The sequence below is a fragment of the Martelella endophytica genome (assembly GCF_000960975.1).
In the GTDB taxonomy this organism is placed as follows: domain Bacteria; phylum Pseudomonadota; class Alphaproteobacteria; order Rhizobiales; family Rhizobiaceae; genus Martelella; species Martelella endophytica.
The window spans coordinates 3,794,568-3,810,712 of sequence record NZ_CP010803.1; the positions used below are offsets into that span (position 1 = coordinate 3,794,568).

Here is a 16,145-nt window from a genome sequence, read left to right on the forward strand (position 1 = left end):
CTGGACCGACGCCATGATCGACAAGGTTCGCAGAGAAGGCAAGCCGCACATCGTCGCCGCGATGGAGGTCGCCGTCTACACCGGCCAACGCCAGGGCGACATACTCGCGCTGAAATGGCCCCAATACGACGGCACCCACCTATCGCTGCGACAGGGAAAAACCGGCAAACGCGTCAAGGTCAGACTCCACAAGGACCTGAAAGCCCTGATCGACCAACTCAAACAGGTCGCCGAAGACCGGAAGGTCCGCTCGGCCAGCATCCTGGCAAACAGTCGCGGCCGCCCCTGGACACAAGACGGCTTCCAAACCTCATGGCGAAAGGAAATGGCCCGCCTCGGCATCGAGGGCGTCACCTTCCACGACCTGCGCGGCACCTTCATCACCGCCCGCCGCCGCGAGGGCTCTACCGTAGAGCAAATCGCCAGCATCTCTGGCCATACCATCTCCGAGGTACGCTCGGTGCTTGAGAAGCACTACTTGGCCGACGATCAACAGGCGAGCGATGCAGTGATCCTGCGGATGGAGGCAGGCATAAAGGTATAGGATGGGTGTGGCCACCGACTTCGATTCCAATTGCTGTGTTATTCGCCCAACGATAGGCCGATACAGCGTAAGCAATCGATCCGCGCTCTGCATATTAGAGTGCCCAGGGGCTAGAATGCCTCTGCGGGTTTGAGCGTCTCGCGAGGAGACTGCTCATTTTAAACGATTGTTCATCAAGAAAAGCATTCCCGTTCGCTCAAGGTTCTGGTATTCAACTGATGTCTGTCGCTAAAACCAACATTGGAGAGCGTGGTGCTGAGTCCCTGCCAGTGCAGAATGGCTAGAGCGGCAGTTGGATTGAGCCGCCCAGAGTTCGCAGCTAAAGCCAACATATCCGTTGCGACCCTTGCTGATTTCGAACTTGGCAAGCGCACGCCTTACGAAAGAACCCTCCGCGACGTAAAGGACGCCTTCGAGGTGCTTGGAGTAACCTTCCTTGAAAACAACGGAGACGGCGAGGGAGTGCGCTTGAAGAATGAGTAGTAATCGATTGAAATTTATAGATTTGTTTGCAGGTCTCGGCGGATTTCATGTCGCGATGTCTCGTCTGGGCCATGACTGCGTCTTTGCTGCGGAAATCGATACTGACTTACAAGACCTATATTTCGAAAACTTCGGTATGAGACCTGCCTCAGATATACGCTTCAGTTGGAAAGACGTGCCCGAGCATGACATTCTATGCGCTGGTTTTCCCTGCCAGCCGTTTTCGAAAGCAGGAAGCCAAACCGGTTTCTCCTGCCCTGACTCTGGAGACCTATTCGAGTATATTTTGAAGATTGTTGATCGACGAAATCCCAGGTTTCTCCTACTCGAAAATGTGCCAAACATTTTGCGGCATGCCCAAGGAGAAACTTGGCAGCGCATCCGTGACAGCCTCCGCGTCCGTGGTTATGCTGTCAAAGCCAAGGAAATCTCTCCTCACCAAATCGGCGTGCCCCAGATACGAACCCGTGCAATCATAGTTGCTTGCCGACCAAGTCTTAATGGATTCGAGTGGCCAGAGTTTGCATCCACCACTTCCAATTTGCACATTTCTTCCGTCTTGGACGATACGCCAAATCAATTGGACGTTCTGCCGGAAAACTACGTAACGTATCTCAATGTGTGGCAAGAATTTCTAGACTTGATCGGATCGCAGACAAAGATGCCATCCTTCCCGATTTGGGCGATGGAGTTCGGCGCGGACTATCCGTATGATACACAGAACCCAACCACCTATTCGCAGCAGTATTTGGCAAAATTTCATGGCGCGTTCGGCGCCCCAATGACAGGAATATCAAAAGGCCAACAAGTCGCACTTTTGCCGCCTTACGCGAGGGACGAGAGCCCAGCCTTTCCGCGTTGGAAAGTGCGCTTCATTTCGCAAAACCGAGAGTTTTATTCTGAACACCGACAGAAATTGCAGCAGTGGCTTCCGAAGGTGCGCGCGTTTCCTCCAAGCTTTCAAAAATTCGAATGGAATTGGCAAGAAGGCCGACGAACATTATGGGATAAAGTTATCCAGTTTAGAGCCTCAGGGATAAGAGTGAAAAACCCTGCCACAGCACCGTCTCTTGTGGCACTAACTACTAGCCAAGTTCCAGTCATCCCTTGGCAAAAACGATATATGTCTGTGCGTGAGTGCGCTCGCTTACAAAGCCTAGGAGACCTGAAGCATTTCCCCACGTCAAAGACCCGCGCATTCAAGGCGCTTGGAAATGCCGTAAACGCTGATGTCATCGAACTCGTGGCTAAGTGCCTTCTAGAGCGCTCCATAGATGACCCGGCAATCACACCAGAAGACCAGCCAGACGCTCTCGCAACTGGCTGATGGAGAAGAAAATGGCAGGTCAGATCCAGTACGCAAAGCTTTCAGAATTCTATTTGGACCCTCTGAATCCCCGCTTGGGCCGCTCGGCGCACCGGGCGCTGCTTCCCCCGGATGAAGTTTATAACAGAATGCGTGACTGGTCGCTGGAAGAGTTGGCAACTTCGTTTTTAGAAAGCGGGTTCTGGCCGCACGAAGCCGTCCTCTGCGCGACTGAAGAAATCGATGGGGAAGACAGGCTAGTAGTCATTGAAGGCAACCGGCGCATTGCCGCCCTCAAAAGGCTGAAAAAGTCTTACGAAGGGGAAGAGCGATCTAAAACGTGGCTGGAGTTGATTGCAGGTACTGTAGAACCCAGAGATCTTTTCGAGAAAGTACCTTATATCCAACTCACCAGCCGCAAGGAAGTGGATGCCTTTCTGGGTTTCCGACATGTAACGGGGATCAAAGAGTGGGCACCCCCGGAGAAAGCGCAATTCATCGCCAAGCTAATAGATGAAGGCGGTTTAAGTTATCGCGAAGTAATGCGCAAGATTGGCAGCAAGACACCTGTAGTGGAGCGGAACTATATCGCCTACAGCATACTTACGCAAATGGAGACCGTTGAAGACCTCAGTATCGAAGAGGTCGAGAACCGATTTAGTGTCCTTTTCCTCTCACTTCGTTCCAAGAACGTACAACGGTTCCTTGGCGTTCAAGACAAGTTCGGCATTGAACCAAGAAACGTAAAGCCGCCAGTTCCAGATGACAAGATAGAGCACCTTATAGAGTACTCAAAATGGCTGTTTGGCGATGAAGAGAGCCCACCAGTGGTCAAAGACTCTCGCGAGGTTGACCGTTTTGCAACAGTATTGGCCTCTAGTGATGGTTTGGATTACCTTCGCAGTGTAAGAATGCCAAGCTTGGAAAAGGCATTCGTCATCGCGGGCGGCGACCAAGAAGAGGTATACGAACTAATCTCAACAGCCGCATACAACCTCCAAGAAGCCCTCTCATCCATTCATCTCTATAAAGAAGATGAACGTTTGATTACTATATCTAAAAGACTGGTAGCGAATGCGGAACAGATCAAAAAAACTCTTGAGATTTAAAACAGATGCTTCAGATTCCGCAGTATGGTTTCCAGCGATCCGTAAATAAGTCAAATGTGGATCGAATTCCACTTGGTGATTGGCTCGAAGGCATCGTCCTTTTCGACCAAAAGGAAGTCACGAAGAGTGAAGTGGTGGACGCCCTTATCGAGTATCAGATTTGCCCAGATGAAGCACAAGACTTGGCGCACGACATTGCGTCAGATGGATGGGATGAACTGCGTCAGAGAAGAGCTTGGGGCGGCCTTCCAGAAAGTACAACCATTTCGACAAACCGCTTAGAGGAGAATGTCGCTTGGGAAGCACAGCCCGTTCGCTCATTCTTTTTGCTGCTATCATTATTCCAGATTTTTCCGGATTGGGCAAAGGACGTTCGCGACAATGTAACCCAAGGGAACTTGTTCGAAGAAGTAGTCGAATTGATTTGCCCGGCAATTCTTCCGGGTTGGAATGTTTTTCGGGCCGGCTGGTCGCCAGAGAATGCAAAAAGCGTTCCCGATATAGTTGCAGAATTATGCGAAAAGCTCTTCGTTAATGGCGCCACAAATATGGATGATTGGCACGCCCCCGATGCCAAGGATGGTGGGTTGGATATTGTTTGCTACCGTTCATTTGCAGATCAACGCGAAGCGATGCCGGTGTACTTTCTACAGTGCGCTAGCGGGAAGAACTGGCGGAACAAAGTAAACACCCCAAATGCAGATCTATGGCAGAAGCTCCTTGACGCAGCTGTTCGCCCAAGCACGGGTATCGCAGCACCTTTTGTAATCGGCAACAGAGAACTGAAGATCGCCGGATTGACTGGACAGATCACAGTACTGGATCGATTAAGGCTTCTTGGATCAGCAACCGTTGCCGGCACTGAATTTCCGGAGGATCTCACCGAACGACTTGTAAAGTGGATGCGCGACCGAATCGGCTCACTGCCGAGGGCAACATGAATACATTTTCCGACAGCCGCAAAATCCATGACCTACATTGAATTTCTGATAGGCCCTGCCTATCACCTGTCCCTGACGCCCCGAAAAACGAGCGATCCCAGCAGACCATATGTCTGCTTTCCAGTTCAACTCAACTGACTCGATCCGCTTGTAGTGGGCAACATCTTAACTGCTTGCCGTGGGACAAAACTCAAAAATCATGTTTACGGCGCAAACCGTTCGACGTGCTCCGGCCGAGTATCTATCGGCTGCATGTCGCTGCTGACGAATCAGAAAGAACGCAAGCGAAACAGAAACTGTAAACCGGATCGTAAACCAGCAACTAATTACGCAGAATATTACACCTAACCCCTTGACGAGCGACCCCTGCAGGATTCGAACCTGCGACCGTCTGTCAATCAGCGTTGTAATGGGACCCCATTTAGGCGTCCAAAAGGAACCCCTCCCTTGGGTTGCACTCGGCGATCAGCGCGCGCAGGCCCGGAGCCATCAATTTAGCGTAGAGGCTTGCGGGCGCGGGTTGTTTGGCTTCTTCGGCTTTAGCTTTGAGAACGGTTTCTGAAGCGCCAGGATTCGTTTCCGGTTTCGATGATCTCGCAGTGGTGCGTGAGCCGGTCGAGGAGCGCAGCGGTCATCTTTGCGTCGCCAAACACGGCCGAAGCAGCGCTCATGCTGACCGATCTCGACGCCATCCTGGCGAATGACGATGTGCTCAGCGTATGCGTGGATCTCGGCCGGACGGCCCACAGCGGTCGACAGTACGGAATACTTGTTGTTGTCGAAGCGGACGAGGCAAGTCTTGCCGATCGCGGCCTGAACAGCATGGAAGCCATCGAACTTGCCCGGGTATCCGATCAGATTGGATCGCTCTTCCTCGAAGACGTCCCAGACCGTGCGCTGTGGCTGATCGACATGTTTGTGGGCACGGGCGTAATTGATGCATTTGTCCAGCAGCCACCCGTTCAGCTCCCCATAGGACTTGAAGCGTAGTCTTGGTGTGAAGAAGCGCTCCCTGACCAGGTTAACCTGGTTCTCGACCTGTCCCTTCTCCCAGCCGGACGCCGGCGTACAGGCCACTGGCTCGACAAGGAAATGACTGCACATCTGTGAGACAAACGGCGGTTGTATTGCCTTTCCTTGCCGACAAAGACCGTCTCCACCGCGGTCTTCATGTTGTCATAGATCCCGCGCGTACAAGCCCCGCCGAAGAAGGCGAATGCCCGGTCATGGGCGTCGAAGACCATCTCCTGTGTCTCTCGCGGATAGGCCCTTACATACATCATCCGGCTGTGGCAGAGCCGGACATGCGCCACCTTGATGGTTGTCGTCACGCCGTTCAGCACGACAATCTCGTGGCTCCAGTCGAACTGGTAGGCCTCACCGGGTGCGTAATAGAGCGGCACATAGGCTTCTGTCGAAACAGAACCGCGCTCCTTAGACCATTTGCGGGCATAACGCCGGACGGCATCGTAGCCGCCTTCGTAACCTTGATCGCGCAGATCTTCATATATCCGGATGAGCGTCAGCCGTTCGCGCGACGGCTTGGCATCATTGGCGAGCAGTATTCCATCGAGCTGGTCCTGCCACGGTCCAAGCTTCGGGCGAGGCTGCGTCGTGCGCTCATAGGAGAACGCTGTCTCACCACCGCGCAGAACCTTCCGTACCACTTTACGCGAAATGCCCAATTCCCGGCAGATCGCTTTGATCGGCATGCCTTGCGTCAGGGCAAGCCGGCGTATCTTCGCAATTGTTTCCACAACAAGCATCCAAATAAAAAGCCTCCGAGATAAACCGGAGGCTGTTGTAACCCCTGTGCCAGAAGGGGTCCCTTTTGGAAGCCGATCACCCCTCTAACGGGGTCCTTATTCCACGCCTAATCACAAAGAAACGTTCCGCTACCAGTCGGTCATCAATGAAGCTGACTTTCCACCCGTCGATATGTTGCACTTCCTGCTGATCCGCCTCCGTCTGGGCCGTCATTACAAGGGCATGTTCCGCGTCACCTCCGAAGGCAAAGATCTCGCGGCACATCCCGGCCTGCTGTTCAAACGGCTCATACCCTTTTTCGTGCTCAATATCGACCACGCGGCCTATTCCCGCCTCGGCGAAGGCGTTTTCGGCAAGTGGGATGTCTGGCTCAATGTCATGAATGTCGAGATCGAAGACGGGGCGAGCGAAGACAACCTGTTCAGCTGCTTTTATGGCGAGGCAGGAGACGGTACTGACCGGCGCTGGCGTGAAGTTCATGCATTCAGTGCTTGCGTCCTCAAGCCTCTGGAATGGAGCGGCTTGATCACCGTGCAAGAGCTTCGCGACCAGGATAACAAGCTGGAATACATCGTAACGAAAACAGCCCTGTGGCGCTCAGGCCTGAAACTCGAGACGGACGACCTCGTTCAACCCATGACACGGCACTGAGAACGATTGAGGTGCATCCTTCTGGACGAAAAGCCGGTCGATTTCTGAATACTATCGTTCAGAATGGCTGCCTTCGGCAGACCTTCCGATCTCACCCTGCAAATCGGCAACCGCCGCGATTCGAGGGATTATCCAGATTTCTGTTGCTCGCGTACCTGCAAGGCCTTGAGCCAACCCGAAGCCAGGCGAGCACTGTCGGCGCCGGCCCGATGAGGCACACGCATGCGCTCAAGCTTTTCGTATAGAAAATCCAGGGCGAGGCCATCGAAATGAGCGAAGCTCACAGCATCGTAGTCTTCGACGGTGATCGCTGAAGGTGCCCAGCGTGCGGCGCCAAGAAGACGGCTCAGCCAGTTGGTTTCGAGCCTTGGAGCATCGGAAACCAGAATAAAGCCCTCGATTTTGGGCATCAACTGTTGGGCGACGTCTTCAACGGTCGGGGCGGTCTCCAGATCCGACATCGAAATCCCATGCACAGCTTCGCTTTGCTTCGACCAATCCGCACGATTCCAGACCGATGCTGGTCGTATCAGCGACGACCATGTCTGAACCTGGTTACCTTCAATCCATGATATGCCGATTTCGATGGGCCAGCTCTCTACCGATAGAGATGAGGCTTCGAAATCCAGGGCCATGAGTGTTACGATATTTTTGCCGGTCATCGATTTCATGTGAACTGTAGCAGTATCCAGTTTTCTGCTGAGCGAGGTCAAGCATGTTTCCATCATTGAAGGCCAGATCGGGACCATTGCAAATAAATGGGATCGCGTTTGTGAAGAGGCGCGATTGAGCAATTAGAGACTGTTCGCTGGACGTCAGGTTTTGACCCATACTGCATCAATGGCCTCGAAGAAAGTAGCGCATTGAGGGTGGCGATAAGTAACAGCACAGCGGCTGACTAAAATGGGGCCGACAGTAGACTGACTGTTTTCGGTCCAGCATAATGTCGAGCAGTCATCACAGCCGTAAATGATTCAACGGTACGAATGGACCTACTATTTGTTTAGAGATTGGACGCGTCAACCACGGGGGCAGTGGTACACAAACGGACGGGGGCTGGTCGAATTCGATGGCACAATTCAGTTTGTTCGGAGAGGCAGCGGCAGAATCCTTCTCTCTTCCTGCACTGAACTATGGGCCGGTCAAAATGGCCATCGGCCAAATCCGAGCGCAGTTCAGACCCGCGGCGGAGATCGCGCTCATCCCTGATGGCCAAATCAGGATTTCGCCACGCACATTGGTACCCGCTTCGAGCACCAACGTGGCTTCATGACCACGATGTTGGCATGGACTGAAATATCTCCGGCAAACCTTGCTTGCCTAGAAGGGCAGAGACAAACTCAGATATCCGCTCGTGCCCTCCAGCCGGTTTTTGGCATCGAACTCGTGATAGATCTTGGCACGGAGAGAAATGGGCGTCTCGCCCGCCACAAAATTGTAGCCGACGGTCGCCCCAATCGCGGCGACACGCCCCTTGAAATCACCCAGTGAAGCGCCCGGGCCGCTGTCGGCGGTAAGTTGCTGGTAGTAGTAGCCGACAAGGCCTGCAGAGAGCTGCGATTCAAAGGTTTTGGTGAAGGCGCCTTCAAGATGGAACTCCGTCCCAGTCTTGTAGTCGGTTGCCGGGTTCTCACCATTGAAGGTAAAGCCGGCCGCAGCGGAGGCTTCCCATCCGGATGTGGCGTCCAGCCATGTTACCGCAGCATTCAGATCAGCCCCCCAGCGGTGAAACGCGACATTTGCGATCTCGCCTTCCTGGTAGTCCCCGATCGGAACGTTGACGAGCGTACCGGCCGTCCAGTGCCAGTTGCCGCTGTGCCAGCCCAGTGTGGCGCCGATAACGGGATCACCGATGGTGGAGACATTGTCGTCGATTGCAGTACCAAGGCCGCCGCCGGAAAGAGCCGCCGACGCATCCACCTTCTGGTAGCCCCATGGTACTGTCACGGTGAGACCGAGATTGCCGCCGGCCACGCCTTCCGGCAAGACCCAGAGGCCCGTTGCCAGGTCGATAACGGCCGTCGCATCAATGTCTGCGACAACACTGCCGCCGATTGGCAGGTCGACGCTCGCACCGGCCGAGCCGGAATAGAAATAAAGATCATTGGCGAAATAGGCGCCAGGCGGAGCGAGAACCCCAGCCATCGGCCCCTTCGAGCCAAGGAGATAGAAGCCAGTGCCGGACTCAGCCGCTTCCGCGCCCGCACCAGTGAGCAACACGGTGCTGGCAGCAAGGACCGACGCCACACTGGCGCTGATAGCAGGTGCCTGCTTTCGGTCTGTGACGTACATCCGGTTCCTCCGCTCTCAGTCTTCCAGTAGAGGCTTGCCAAGCGGCCTCATTGAGGGAAGACGAAATTCATCACAAAACGCGCTCCGAAGCCGCTCGCCCCCCCAGCCGGACTTTCTGCCCAGTAGCGCAGCCCAAGCTGGAAATTCACCGGCTGGCCGCCAAGCACCACAAGCTTTCCCACCGTGGCATTGAGGGGCACCGCCCAGCTGTCCGCCAGCCAGTCATAGGTTGCCTCTGTGTTGAGACCGAACGACCACGCGCCCGGCGTCGTGTAGGTCACGAAGGGCTGAAGGAAAGTGGCGTTGACGTCACGCCGGTCACTGTCGCCGGCAAACGACCAGATATGATTGGCAAGAAGGCCCACCGTCCAAGGCCCGCTGATATCGAGCACGGCGGCAGTCGGCCCGACGCCCCATTTTCCAAGCCCGGTCAGATCATCCGTGGCGGTCGGATACAGAAAAACCGGCCCGGCGCCCCAGGTAATGCCACTCTCCGTCGGATCTTTCGGCGACAGAAAGAAGCTTTGAACTATGTCACCCAGACCGAACTGCGAACCCGAGTACCCCGCCGCATCATGCTGCCATGTTACCGGTACGATTGTCCGGGTGATCAGGTTCCAGTTTTCGTTGAGCGAAAACGGAATGACTGGCTGGATATTGAGCACCATCCTGTCGCCTGAGGCGCTGCCGATGCTGCCATCATAGTTGAACTGAAACGGCACGCTAATCAGGTCGGCAACCGGATTCGCCAGTTGCTTGGCCAAGTCTTCATCGTCTTCGGCGTGCGCACGGTTGGCGACGACGGCCATGCCCGAAAAGGCAAGGATCAAAATCCAAGACTTCATGATAGGCATCATCGAAAGCCTCGAAGTTACTGATGTAATTTGCCAAAAACTTCAAAATTCAAGCGTATTTACGGAGCGCTTCAGGTCGATTTGCCGGCTCAGCGACTGCGTTGCGACATATCCATGATCATCTCCACCATCCCGGATGTCTTGGGGGAGAAGCTCGCCTGGCGAGGGGGAAATTCTTCGAACGATTCCACGAACTGGCTGACAACACCCATCGCCGGATTGATCGCCCAGGAGTGATTTTCCTGCCATTCGTCGAAGCCGCGCGCATCCTCGAACCGCTCGAAGGGATCGAGGTCAAGCCGTTCTATGACCGGCGAAGTGAGTTCGTCCTGGACACCGTTGAACCATTTGTCCTGCTTGGTGAAAAGGAACTTCCATTCACCATATCGCAACCCATGGAAGGTCGTTTCGGTAAAAAAGAAGAATTCCTTGCGATTGCTCGGCCCCGCCTGAGTGATTATCGGCGTCTGATCGTAGCCATCAAGATGAACGCGGTATTCTGTGTCGCCGATTGTTTTCCCCTCAAGCAGTTCCTGCTTAAGGTCCGGATCCCCGAGTTGCGCCATAATGGTCGGCATCCAGTCTTCCATAGACATCAACTCACCGGTGGTGGTGCCCGCCGGAATGATACCCGGCCATTTCACCATCATCGGAACTTTGAATCCGCCCTCATAGCCGCCGACGCCCTTTTGGCCTCTGAAGGGCGTATTGCCGCCGTCCGGCCAGGAATTAGAGGCGGCGCCGTTATCTGTCGAGAACATAACGAGCGTGTTGTCCGCAACGCCCAGTTCATCGAGAAGGTCCAGCAGCGAGCCGACGTCGTCATCGAACTCCACCATGCCGTCAGCATAGACGTTGCCCGTACCGGTGATACCGTCGTAGTGATCGTCAAGATTGGTCCGATAGTGCATGCGCGTGGTGTTGTGCCACACGAAGAACGGCTTATCCTCGTTGACCGCCTCGGTAATGAACCGCTCGCTCTCCTCCAGCACCTTCTGGTCAAGCGTCCGCTGGACCTCCTGCCCGAAGTTGCCAAGGTCTTCGATATCCTGCCCGCCATCAGGCCTTGCGAACGAATGGATGATGCCACGCTGCGCAAAAGGCCCTTTGCCGGCAAGTTCGATCGGATAGTCGTCCTGCTCGGGGTATTCGCCTGAGTTGAGGTGATAGAGAATACCGTAAAACTCGTCAAAGCCATGAGCAGTTGGCAGGAACTCGTCTCGATCACCGAGATGGTTTTTGCCGAACTGTCCAGTCTTGTAGCCTTCCGCTTTCAACAGATCGGCAAGCGTCGGGTCTTCCTGGCTAAGGCCAATCGACGATCCGGGAAGACCAACCGTCGAGAGACCGACACGAAGGGGATACTGCCCGGTAATGAACGCGCCCCGGCCCGCAGTGGACGAGGCCTGAGCGTAGTGATCCATGAACAACATGCCGTCATCGGCAATGCGATCGATGTTGGGTGTCTCGCAGCACATCATGCCGCGGTGATAGGCGGAGATATTCCACATCCCGACATCATCACCCCAGATGATCAGGATATTCGGCTTGCTTTGCTCCTGAGCAAAGACCTGAGGTACCGACGCGGCAAGAAGCGTGGAAGCCAAGAGAACAGAGCGCAGCATCAGTTTCCCCTCCTGATGAAAACCGCAACACCAAAGCGATCACGATCGTTTCACAACAAAAAAATATGTGAGGACAGAAACTAAAATTCCTCACAAAGCATCACCCTGAAACCTTAATTCGTAATTGTTGACTCAACATCCTTAATTAGTCAAATTGAAACTTATACGTAATACCTGTTTTATAACTTCAACTTTAGAAATTGATCGCATGAATAATATCGAAAATGAACCATGTTATCGCCAACAAATACTATAAATAATATTCGTCAATTATTGTGTTGACGACCCGAGGAATTGGAAACAGGCTTTCATTGCAAAGCCCCTGCATCAGACGAAAAACCATAGACCGATGAAGTCGCACAGAAGATGACACACCCGCTTCTACCGCCAAACCTGTCTGCACAGGATCATCGCAGGCGCTTTCACGCGATGCTGAAACCCTCGGGCGCGCAATGCAATCTTGACTGCACCTACTGCTTCTACCTGCATAAGGAAGGCCTGCTGCACCAGCCGAGAGCACCACGGATGAGCGATCAGGTTCTGGAACAGCATATCCGGCAGTATATCGAAGCGCAGAACAGCGATCAGGTCGTCTTCAGCTGGCAAGGCGGTGAGCCGACGCTCATGGGCCTGTCGTTCTTCAGGAAGGTCGTCGAATTTCAGCGGCTTTATCGCAAGGCCGGACAACGCATCGAAAACGATCTGCAGACCAATGGCGTTCTTCTGGATGACGAATGGTGCCGTTTTCTCAAGGAAGAGGGTTTTCTTGTCGGCCTCTCAATCGACGGTCCAGCGCATCTCCACGATCGCTATCGCGTCAACAAGGCGGGCCGGCCGACCTTTGCGAAGGTGCTGGACGCCGCCAGGCGGCTCCACCGGCACCAGGTGGCCTTCAGTGCGCTATGCGTCGTCAACAATGCAAATGCGGAAGAGCCGCTTGCGGTTTACCGCTTCTTGCGGGACGAGATCAGACCCCGGATGATCCAGTTCATTCCCGGGATGGAAAAGCAGGAATTTTTCAACACCGCCCCACAGCATTGGGATGCCGGTTCACTGCCCCCCGAAGATTCGCCTGAAGCGCTCCCCGGCTCAGCCGGATCGGCCGTTGCGGAGTGGTCGGTCAGCCCGCAACAATGGGGCAAATTCCTGACGGACGTCTGGGACGAGTGGGTCTCATGCGACTACGGAAAAGTCCATGTAGACCAGTTCGAGAATGTTCTTTCCATGCTGCTCGGCAAAGGATCGCAGCAATGCGTTACGGCGCAGTTCTGCGGCAAGGCAATCGCAGTCGAACACAATGGCGATGTCTATAGTTGCGACCACTTCGTCTATCCCGAATTCAAGATCGGCAATATCCTGAAGGACCACGAAGGCAGCCTTGCATTCAGCGACAGACAGATGAAATTCGGCTTCGACAAGTCGCGCAATCTGCCGAGAAAGTGTCAAGAATGCCCATATTTGCGCCTCTGTTGGGGGCACTGCCCCAAAGACCGCTTTCTCAAAACGACTGACGGCGAAGTCGGCCTCCATTATCTCTGCCATGGATTGCAGCACTTCTATCGACATGTCATCGAGACATGCGATCGTCTCGGGAGTAGACACTAGTCATTGCAGTGACCTCCGGCGCTCCTCAACGTTTAACCGCCGTTCAAAACCCTCAACGCCTGGATGATCCTTTCGGAGAGCCACAGGCCGAAGCAAGTTCCGGCCATGGCGGCGCCGAGGATGGAGCCGCGGCCGATCCGCTTGATCTTCTGATACCCGGCGACGAATTCTTCCCTTCCACCGAGGTGCTCCGATAGTGCCTTGTTCCGCTCGATCAGGCGTACTGCACAGACAGTACAGCCGGTCACTCAGTTTTCCAGTGTCGGCGCGACGAGGTCGGAGACGGGTGTGGTCTCGGCCGAAGCGGAAATCGTCGAAGCGGGCTTTGCAAAATGCATGTCGCCGATCGAATCCTCGAGGGTTTTCATCACGCCTTTCGCATCAAGATTGCCGCTCTCGGCCGTCACCCCGACCTCCATCGGCCCCACGGTCATATAGCGGGCCGTGCGGGCTCCATCGGATCGGGTCTCCGGTCGGCTCTTCTCCATGGTCCCGGACGGTTGCATGAAGACGTCAAGCGTCTCGCCGCCGGCATTGCGATAGACGAGGCGGACAATACCGGGAGCACCGGTGGTGGTGTCTTCGCGCGAGATCAGTTCGTAGCCCTCTGCGGAAAGATCGGGTGTGGGAAAGGCCAGCCAGAGCCACTTGTCGTGCGCGTCGACCTTGCCGGCCGCCAGTGAAAGCATGCCGGCGGGCGCGGCCGCGCCGGAGGAAACGGCCTCGATCAAGGAATTCGAGATCGATGCGCGCCCGGCCGCAAACTCGTCGTAGCGGCTTCCGACAACGCCGGCTGCCAGCAACGTGAAGGCGAAGACGGCCGCCTTCAGGACCGGTGCGCCCGTTCTTGGCCGCCGCTTCCAGACGGTATCCCTGAGGCGTTCGGGCACGGGACCGGCCTGACGATCGCGACAACAGAGCCGCAGAAGCGCATTCTGCTCGCGTATCTCCTCGACAAAAGCCTTGGCCGCGGGATTGGCCCGCAGGAAGGCCTCGACCTCCGCCTTGCGCGTCGGATCGTCGTCCAGCAATCCGTCGGCAAGCGCCAGCAGATCGAATTCCCTGATGTCATCTGATCGATCGTTCATTTCACGCGCCTCAGCAGGGTCGTCCTCGGTGATCGCGAGCGGGCCTCGCGAAGAGCCTCGCGTCCGCGGGAAAGTCTCGACCGAATCGTGCCGACCGGTACGTCAAGCAGTTCGGCAACCTCGTCATAGGCCATGCCATCCAGTGCGACGAGCAGGATCACCACCCGTTGTTCCGCCGGCAGCCGATCAAGAGCGCCGGCAATGCTTGCGCATTCGGCACGATCTTCCTGATCCGGCAACTGGACGGCGAGACGATCGATGATCTCCGGCTCGGCCGATGCCGTTTCAGGCTTCGCGGCCCGAACACGGTCGATATAGGTCCGGTACAATATCCGGAACAGCCACGATCGCAAACGTCCCTTGCGGCCGAAGAGGCGCCATTTCCGCAGCGCCCGCTCCAGCGTGTCCTGGACGAGGTCGTCGGCGTCATCCCGATTGCGCGTCAGCGCAAAGGCATAGCGGCGCAGATGCGGGATCTGCCTTTCGATCATCCATCGAAGGTCATCGCTCATATGTGTCCGTCCGGCACTGACAATGTCGTTTCTACAGACGGGCGCAGGCGGCGAAACGTTCCAAAGAAAATTCAGATTCTTTTTTTGGAACGAATGCGGCGCGGTTTCCGTCCGTTATGCGGCCAACACGGCAAACCGATCACATGGCGGCGGCGAACGATCTCCGCCGCACAATGAAAGGATCAAAATGACCTACGCAATTCGCAACAGGATCGTCGCTCCGATGATCGCCATCGCGGCCCTGGCGCTACCCGCGACATCGGCCTTCGCCCAGCAGGCAGAGGCCACGCCTCCGGCAGCACCAGGCTGGGAACAGAAGCCGGCCATCGACGCGGCAACGGTCGACAATTTTGCCAAGGCTTCGGTCGAGGTCCGCGAGGTTCTCATCAAGTGGGCGCCGCAGATCGAGAAGGCGCAGAGCGACGATCAGGTTCAGCAACTGCGCCAACAGCAGCAGGTTGAGCTCGTGGCCGCCCTCGACGCCAATGACCTTGATGTCGGCACCTATAACGCCGTCATCCAGGCTGCGAACAGCGACCCGGCGCTGGCGCAGGAAATCCAGGAAAAGCAGATGCAGCTTCGCTAGCGGCAACTGACGACGAATGCCCCAGCCCGGGCCCACAGTCACGTGGGTTCGGGCATCAAACATGAGAGGAGTGAAACCATGCGTAAATTTCTGGCAATTGCCTTTTCGGGACTGATGGTCATCGGCCTTGCGGCTTGCGACGACAGCGGCGGCGACAACGCCAGCGACAACCCGCCCGCGACCTCAGCGCCGGCAGAACCGGGCACGATGCCGGCCGATCCCGGCAACAGCACGGCGCCGGCTGAGCCCGGTGCGGGAACCACGACCCAGCCCTGATTCAAGTCGGCGTCACTCTCCCGGTCCATCGCGCGGCCGGGAGAGCGGCTCGTCCGGGCTGCTGCGGGCGCCGCAGCAGCCCTCCCTCGACCGCCCGATGGGATGGCCATACCCGGTCATCTTTTGGCGGTATTTTGGCACCACATTGGCTTTCGACCTGAAACTGTCGAGGAGGATTCCCGTGAGCAACCCTGAAGTCCGCGCCGTCGCGTTCCTTTCGACCCGCTGGTCAGTGAGGCCAACCGATCAGGCGAGCCGCGAAACCCGACTGGCCGCACAGCCGGATGCGCGGTCCGCAAGCCTGCTTCCGCCCCGCCCCGAAACCAAGCAGGGCCTCGTTTCAGACGGCTGAGAAGGGTTCGCGCCGCCCTGCCAGGCCTTCTTGCCATGCCGATCGCCTGAGCGCGCAGCGCCAGTAATGAAACGCGTTCTTCCCTTCATCCCGCAGCCCGCGGCTTCCCCCAATCCTACCACCTGACCACTGCCCTCACTGAGACCTGCACGCA

General features: G+C 55.9%; 17 protein-coding genes and 2 pseudogenes. 10 read left to right on the top strand and 9 right to left on the bottom strand.

What is annotated here, in order from left to right; translation table 11 throughout:
* Positions 1-13 precede the first annotated feature (13 nt).
* From TM49_RS17490 to TM49_RS17510, 5 genes are all read left to right on the top strand, one after another.
* On the top strand, positions 14-544 hold the full coding sequence (locus tag TM49_RS17490) for a tyrosine-type recombinase/integrase (RefSeq protein ID WP_052699920.1): 531 nt from the start codon (positions 14-16) through the stop codon (positions 542-544).
* Positions 545-820: 276 nt separating this feature from the next.
* On the top strand, positions 821-1,027 hold the full coding sequence (locus TM49_RS24080) for a helix-turn-helix domain-containing protein (RefSeq protein ID WP_425283257.1): 207 nt from the start codon (positions 821-823) through the stop codon (positions 1,025-1,027).
* Positions 1,020-2,354, top strand: a complete 1,335-nt coding sequence (locus TM49_RS23155) for a DNA cytosine methyltransferase (protein ID WP_082074795.1) — start codon at positions 1,020-1,022, stop codon at positions 2,352-2,354. The genes TM49_RS24080 and TM49_RS23155 overlap by 8 nt, the downstream gene beginning before the upstream one ends.
* 11 nt (positions 2,355-2,365) lie before the next feature.
* Complete coding sequence (locus tag TM49_RS17505; RefSeq protein WP_144409603.1) at positions 2,366-3,442, top strand: hypothetical protein; 1,077 nt, start codon at positions 2,366-2,368, stop codon at positions 3,440-3,442.
* Between the two features lie 5 nt (positions 3,443-3,447).
* The gene (locus tag TM49_RS17510) at positions 3,448-4,383 is read left to right on the top strand and encodes a hypothetical protein (RefSeq protein WP_045683148.1); all 936 of its coding nucleotides are present in this window, start codon (positions 3,448-3,450) and stop codon (positions 4,381-4,383) included.
* Positions 4,384-4,922: 539 nt separating this feature from the next.
* On the opposite strand, the pseudogene TM49_RS23160 reads toward TM49_RS17510, so the two are convergent.
* A pseudogene (locus tag TM49_RS23160) lies at positions 4,923-5,042 on the bottom strand (ATP-binding protein); the annotation flags it as partial.
* Positions 5,035-6,149 (bottom strand): annotated as a pseudogene (istA, locus tag TM49_RS17515) (IS21 family transposase); the annotation flags it as partial. The pseudogenes TM49_RS23160 and istA, both read right to left, overlap by 8 nt.
* A gap of 172 nt (positions 6,150-6,321) precedes the next feature.
* Between istA and TM49_RS17520 the strand changes: the two are divergent.
* Positions 6,322-6,801, top strand: coding sequence for a hypothetical protein (locus tag TM49_RS17520; RefSeq protein WP_052699921.1), 480 nt, complete (start codon positions 6,322-6,324; stop codon positions 6,799-6,801).
* Between the two features lie 128 nt (positions 6,802-6,929).
* Here the strand turns inward: TM49_RS17520 and TM49_RS17525 are convergent, their stop codons facing one another.
* From TM49_RS17525 to TM49_RS17545, 4 genes are all read right to left on the bottom strand, one after another.
* A complete protein-coding gene (locus TM49_RS17525; protein WP_201777013.1) occupies positions 6,930-7,514 on the bottom strand; it encodes a 3'-5' exonuclease in 585 nt (194 codons plus the stop codon).
* A 607-nt stretch (positions 7,515-8,121) separates the two neighbouring features.
* Positions 8,122-9,093, bottom strand: coding sequence for a SphA family protein (locus TM49_RS17535; protein WP_045683151.1), 972 nt, complete (start codon positions 9,091-9,093; stop codon positions 8,122-8,124).
* 47 nt (positions 9,094-9,140) lie between these two features.
* Positions 9,141-9,947, bottom strand: coding sequence for a transporter (locus TM49_RS17540; protein WP_144409604.1), 807 nt, complete (start codon positions 9,945-9,947; stop codon positions 9,141-9,143).
* Positions 9,948-10,036: 89 nt separating this feature from the next.
* Positions 10,037-11,572: an arylsulfatase gene (locus TM49_RS17545; RefSeq protein ID WP_052699922.1), complete on the bottom strand. Its 1,536-nt coding sequence runs from the start codon at positions 11,570-11,572 to the stop codon at positions 10,037-10,039.
* A 429-nt stretch (positions 11,573-12,001) separates the two neighbouring features.
* On the opposite strand from TM49_RS17545, the gene TM49_RS17550 reads away from it, so the two are divergent.
* Complete coding sequence (locus TM49_RS17550) at positions 12,002-13,177, top strand: anaerobic sulfatase maturase (protein ID WP_201777014.1); 1,176 nt, start codon at positions 12,002-12,004, stop codon at positions 13,175-13,177.
* 32 nt (positions 13,178-13,209) lie between these two features.
* On the opposite strand, the gene TM49_RS17555 is transcribed toward TM49_RS17550, so the two are convergent.
* The 3 genes from TM49_RS17555 to TM49_RS17565 are packed head-to-tail and all read right to left on the bottom strand — an operon-like array spanning position 13,210 to position 14,777.
* Positions 13,210-13,425, bottom strand: a complete 216-nt coding sequence (locus TM49_RS17555) for a hypothetical protein (protein WP_045683157.1) — start codon at positions 13,423-13,425, stop codon at positions 13,210-13,212.
* Positions 13,426-14,265: an anti-sigma factor family protein gene (locus TM49_RS17560; protein WP_045683158.1), complete on the bottom strand. Its 840-nt coding sequence runs from the start codon at positions 14,263-14,265 to the stop codon at positions 13,426-13,428.
* Positions 14,262-14,777, bottom strand: coding sequence for an RNA polymerase sigma factor (locus TM49_RS17565; RefSeq protein WP_045683160.1), 516 nt, complete (start codon positions 14,775-14,777; stop codon positions 14,262-14,264). The genes TM49_RS17560 and TM49_RS17565 overlap by 4 nt, the downstream gene beginning before the upstream one ends.
* Positions 14,778-14,964: 187 nt before the next feature.
* Between TM49_RS17565 and TM49_RS17570 the strand changes: the two genes are divergently transcribed.
* From TM49_RS17570 to TM49_RS23690, 3 genes are all read left to right on the top strand, one after another.
* Entirely contained in the window at positions 14,965-15,363 is a 399-nt protein-coding gene (locus tag TM49_RS17570) for a DUF4168 domain-containing protein (RefSeq protein ID WP_158498657.1), read from the top strand.
* Positions 15,364-15,441: 78 nt separating this feature from the next.
* Positions 15,442-15,639: a DcrB/PsbP domain-containing protein gene (locus TM49_RS23165; RefSeq protein WP_045683163.1), complete on the top strand. Its 198-nt coding sequence runs from the start codon at positions 15,442-15,444 to the stop codon at positions 15,637-15,639.
* 181 nt (positions 15,640-15,820) lie between these two features.
* Complete coding sequence (locus TM49_RS23690) at positions 15,821-15,991, top strand: hypothetical protein (protein WP_158498658.1); 171 nt, start codon at positions 15,821-15,823, stop codon at positions 15,989-15,991.
* Positions 15,992-16,145 lie beyond the last annotated feature (154 nt).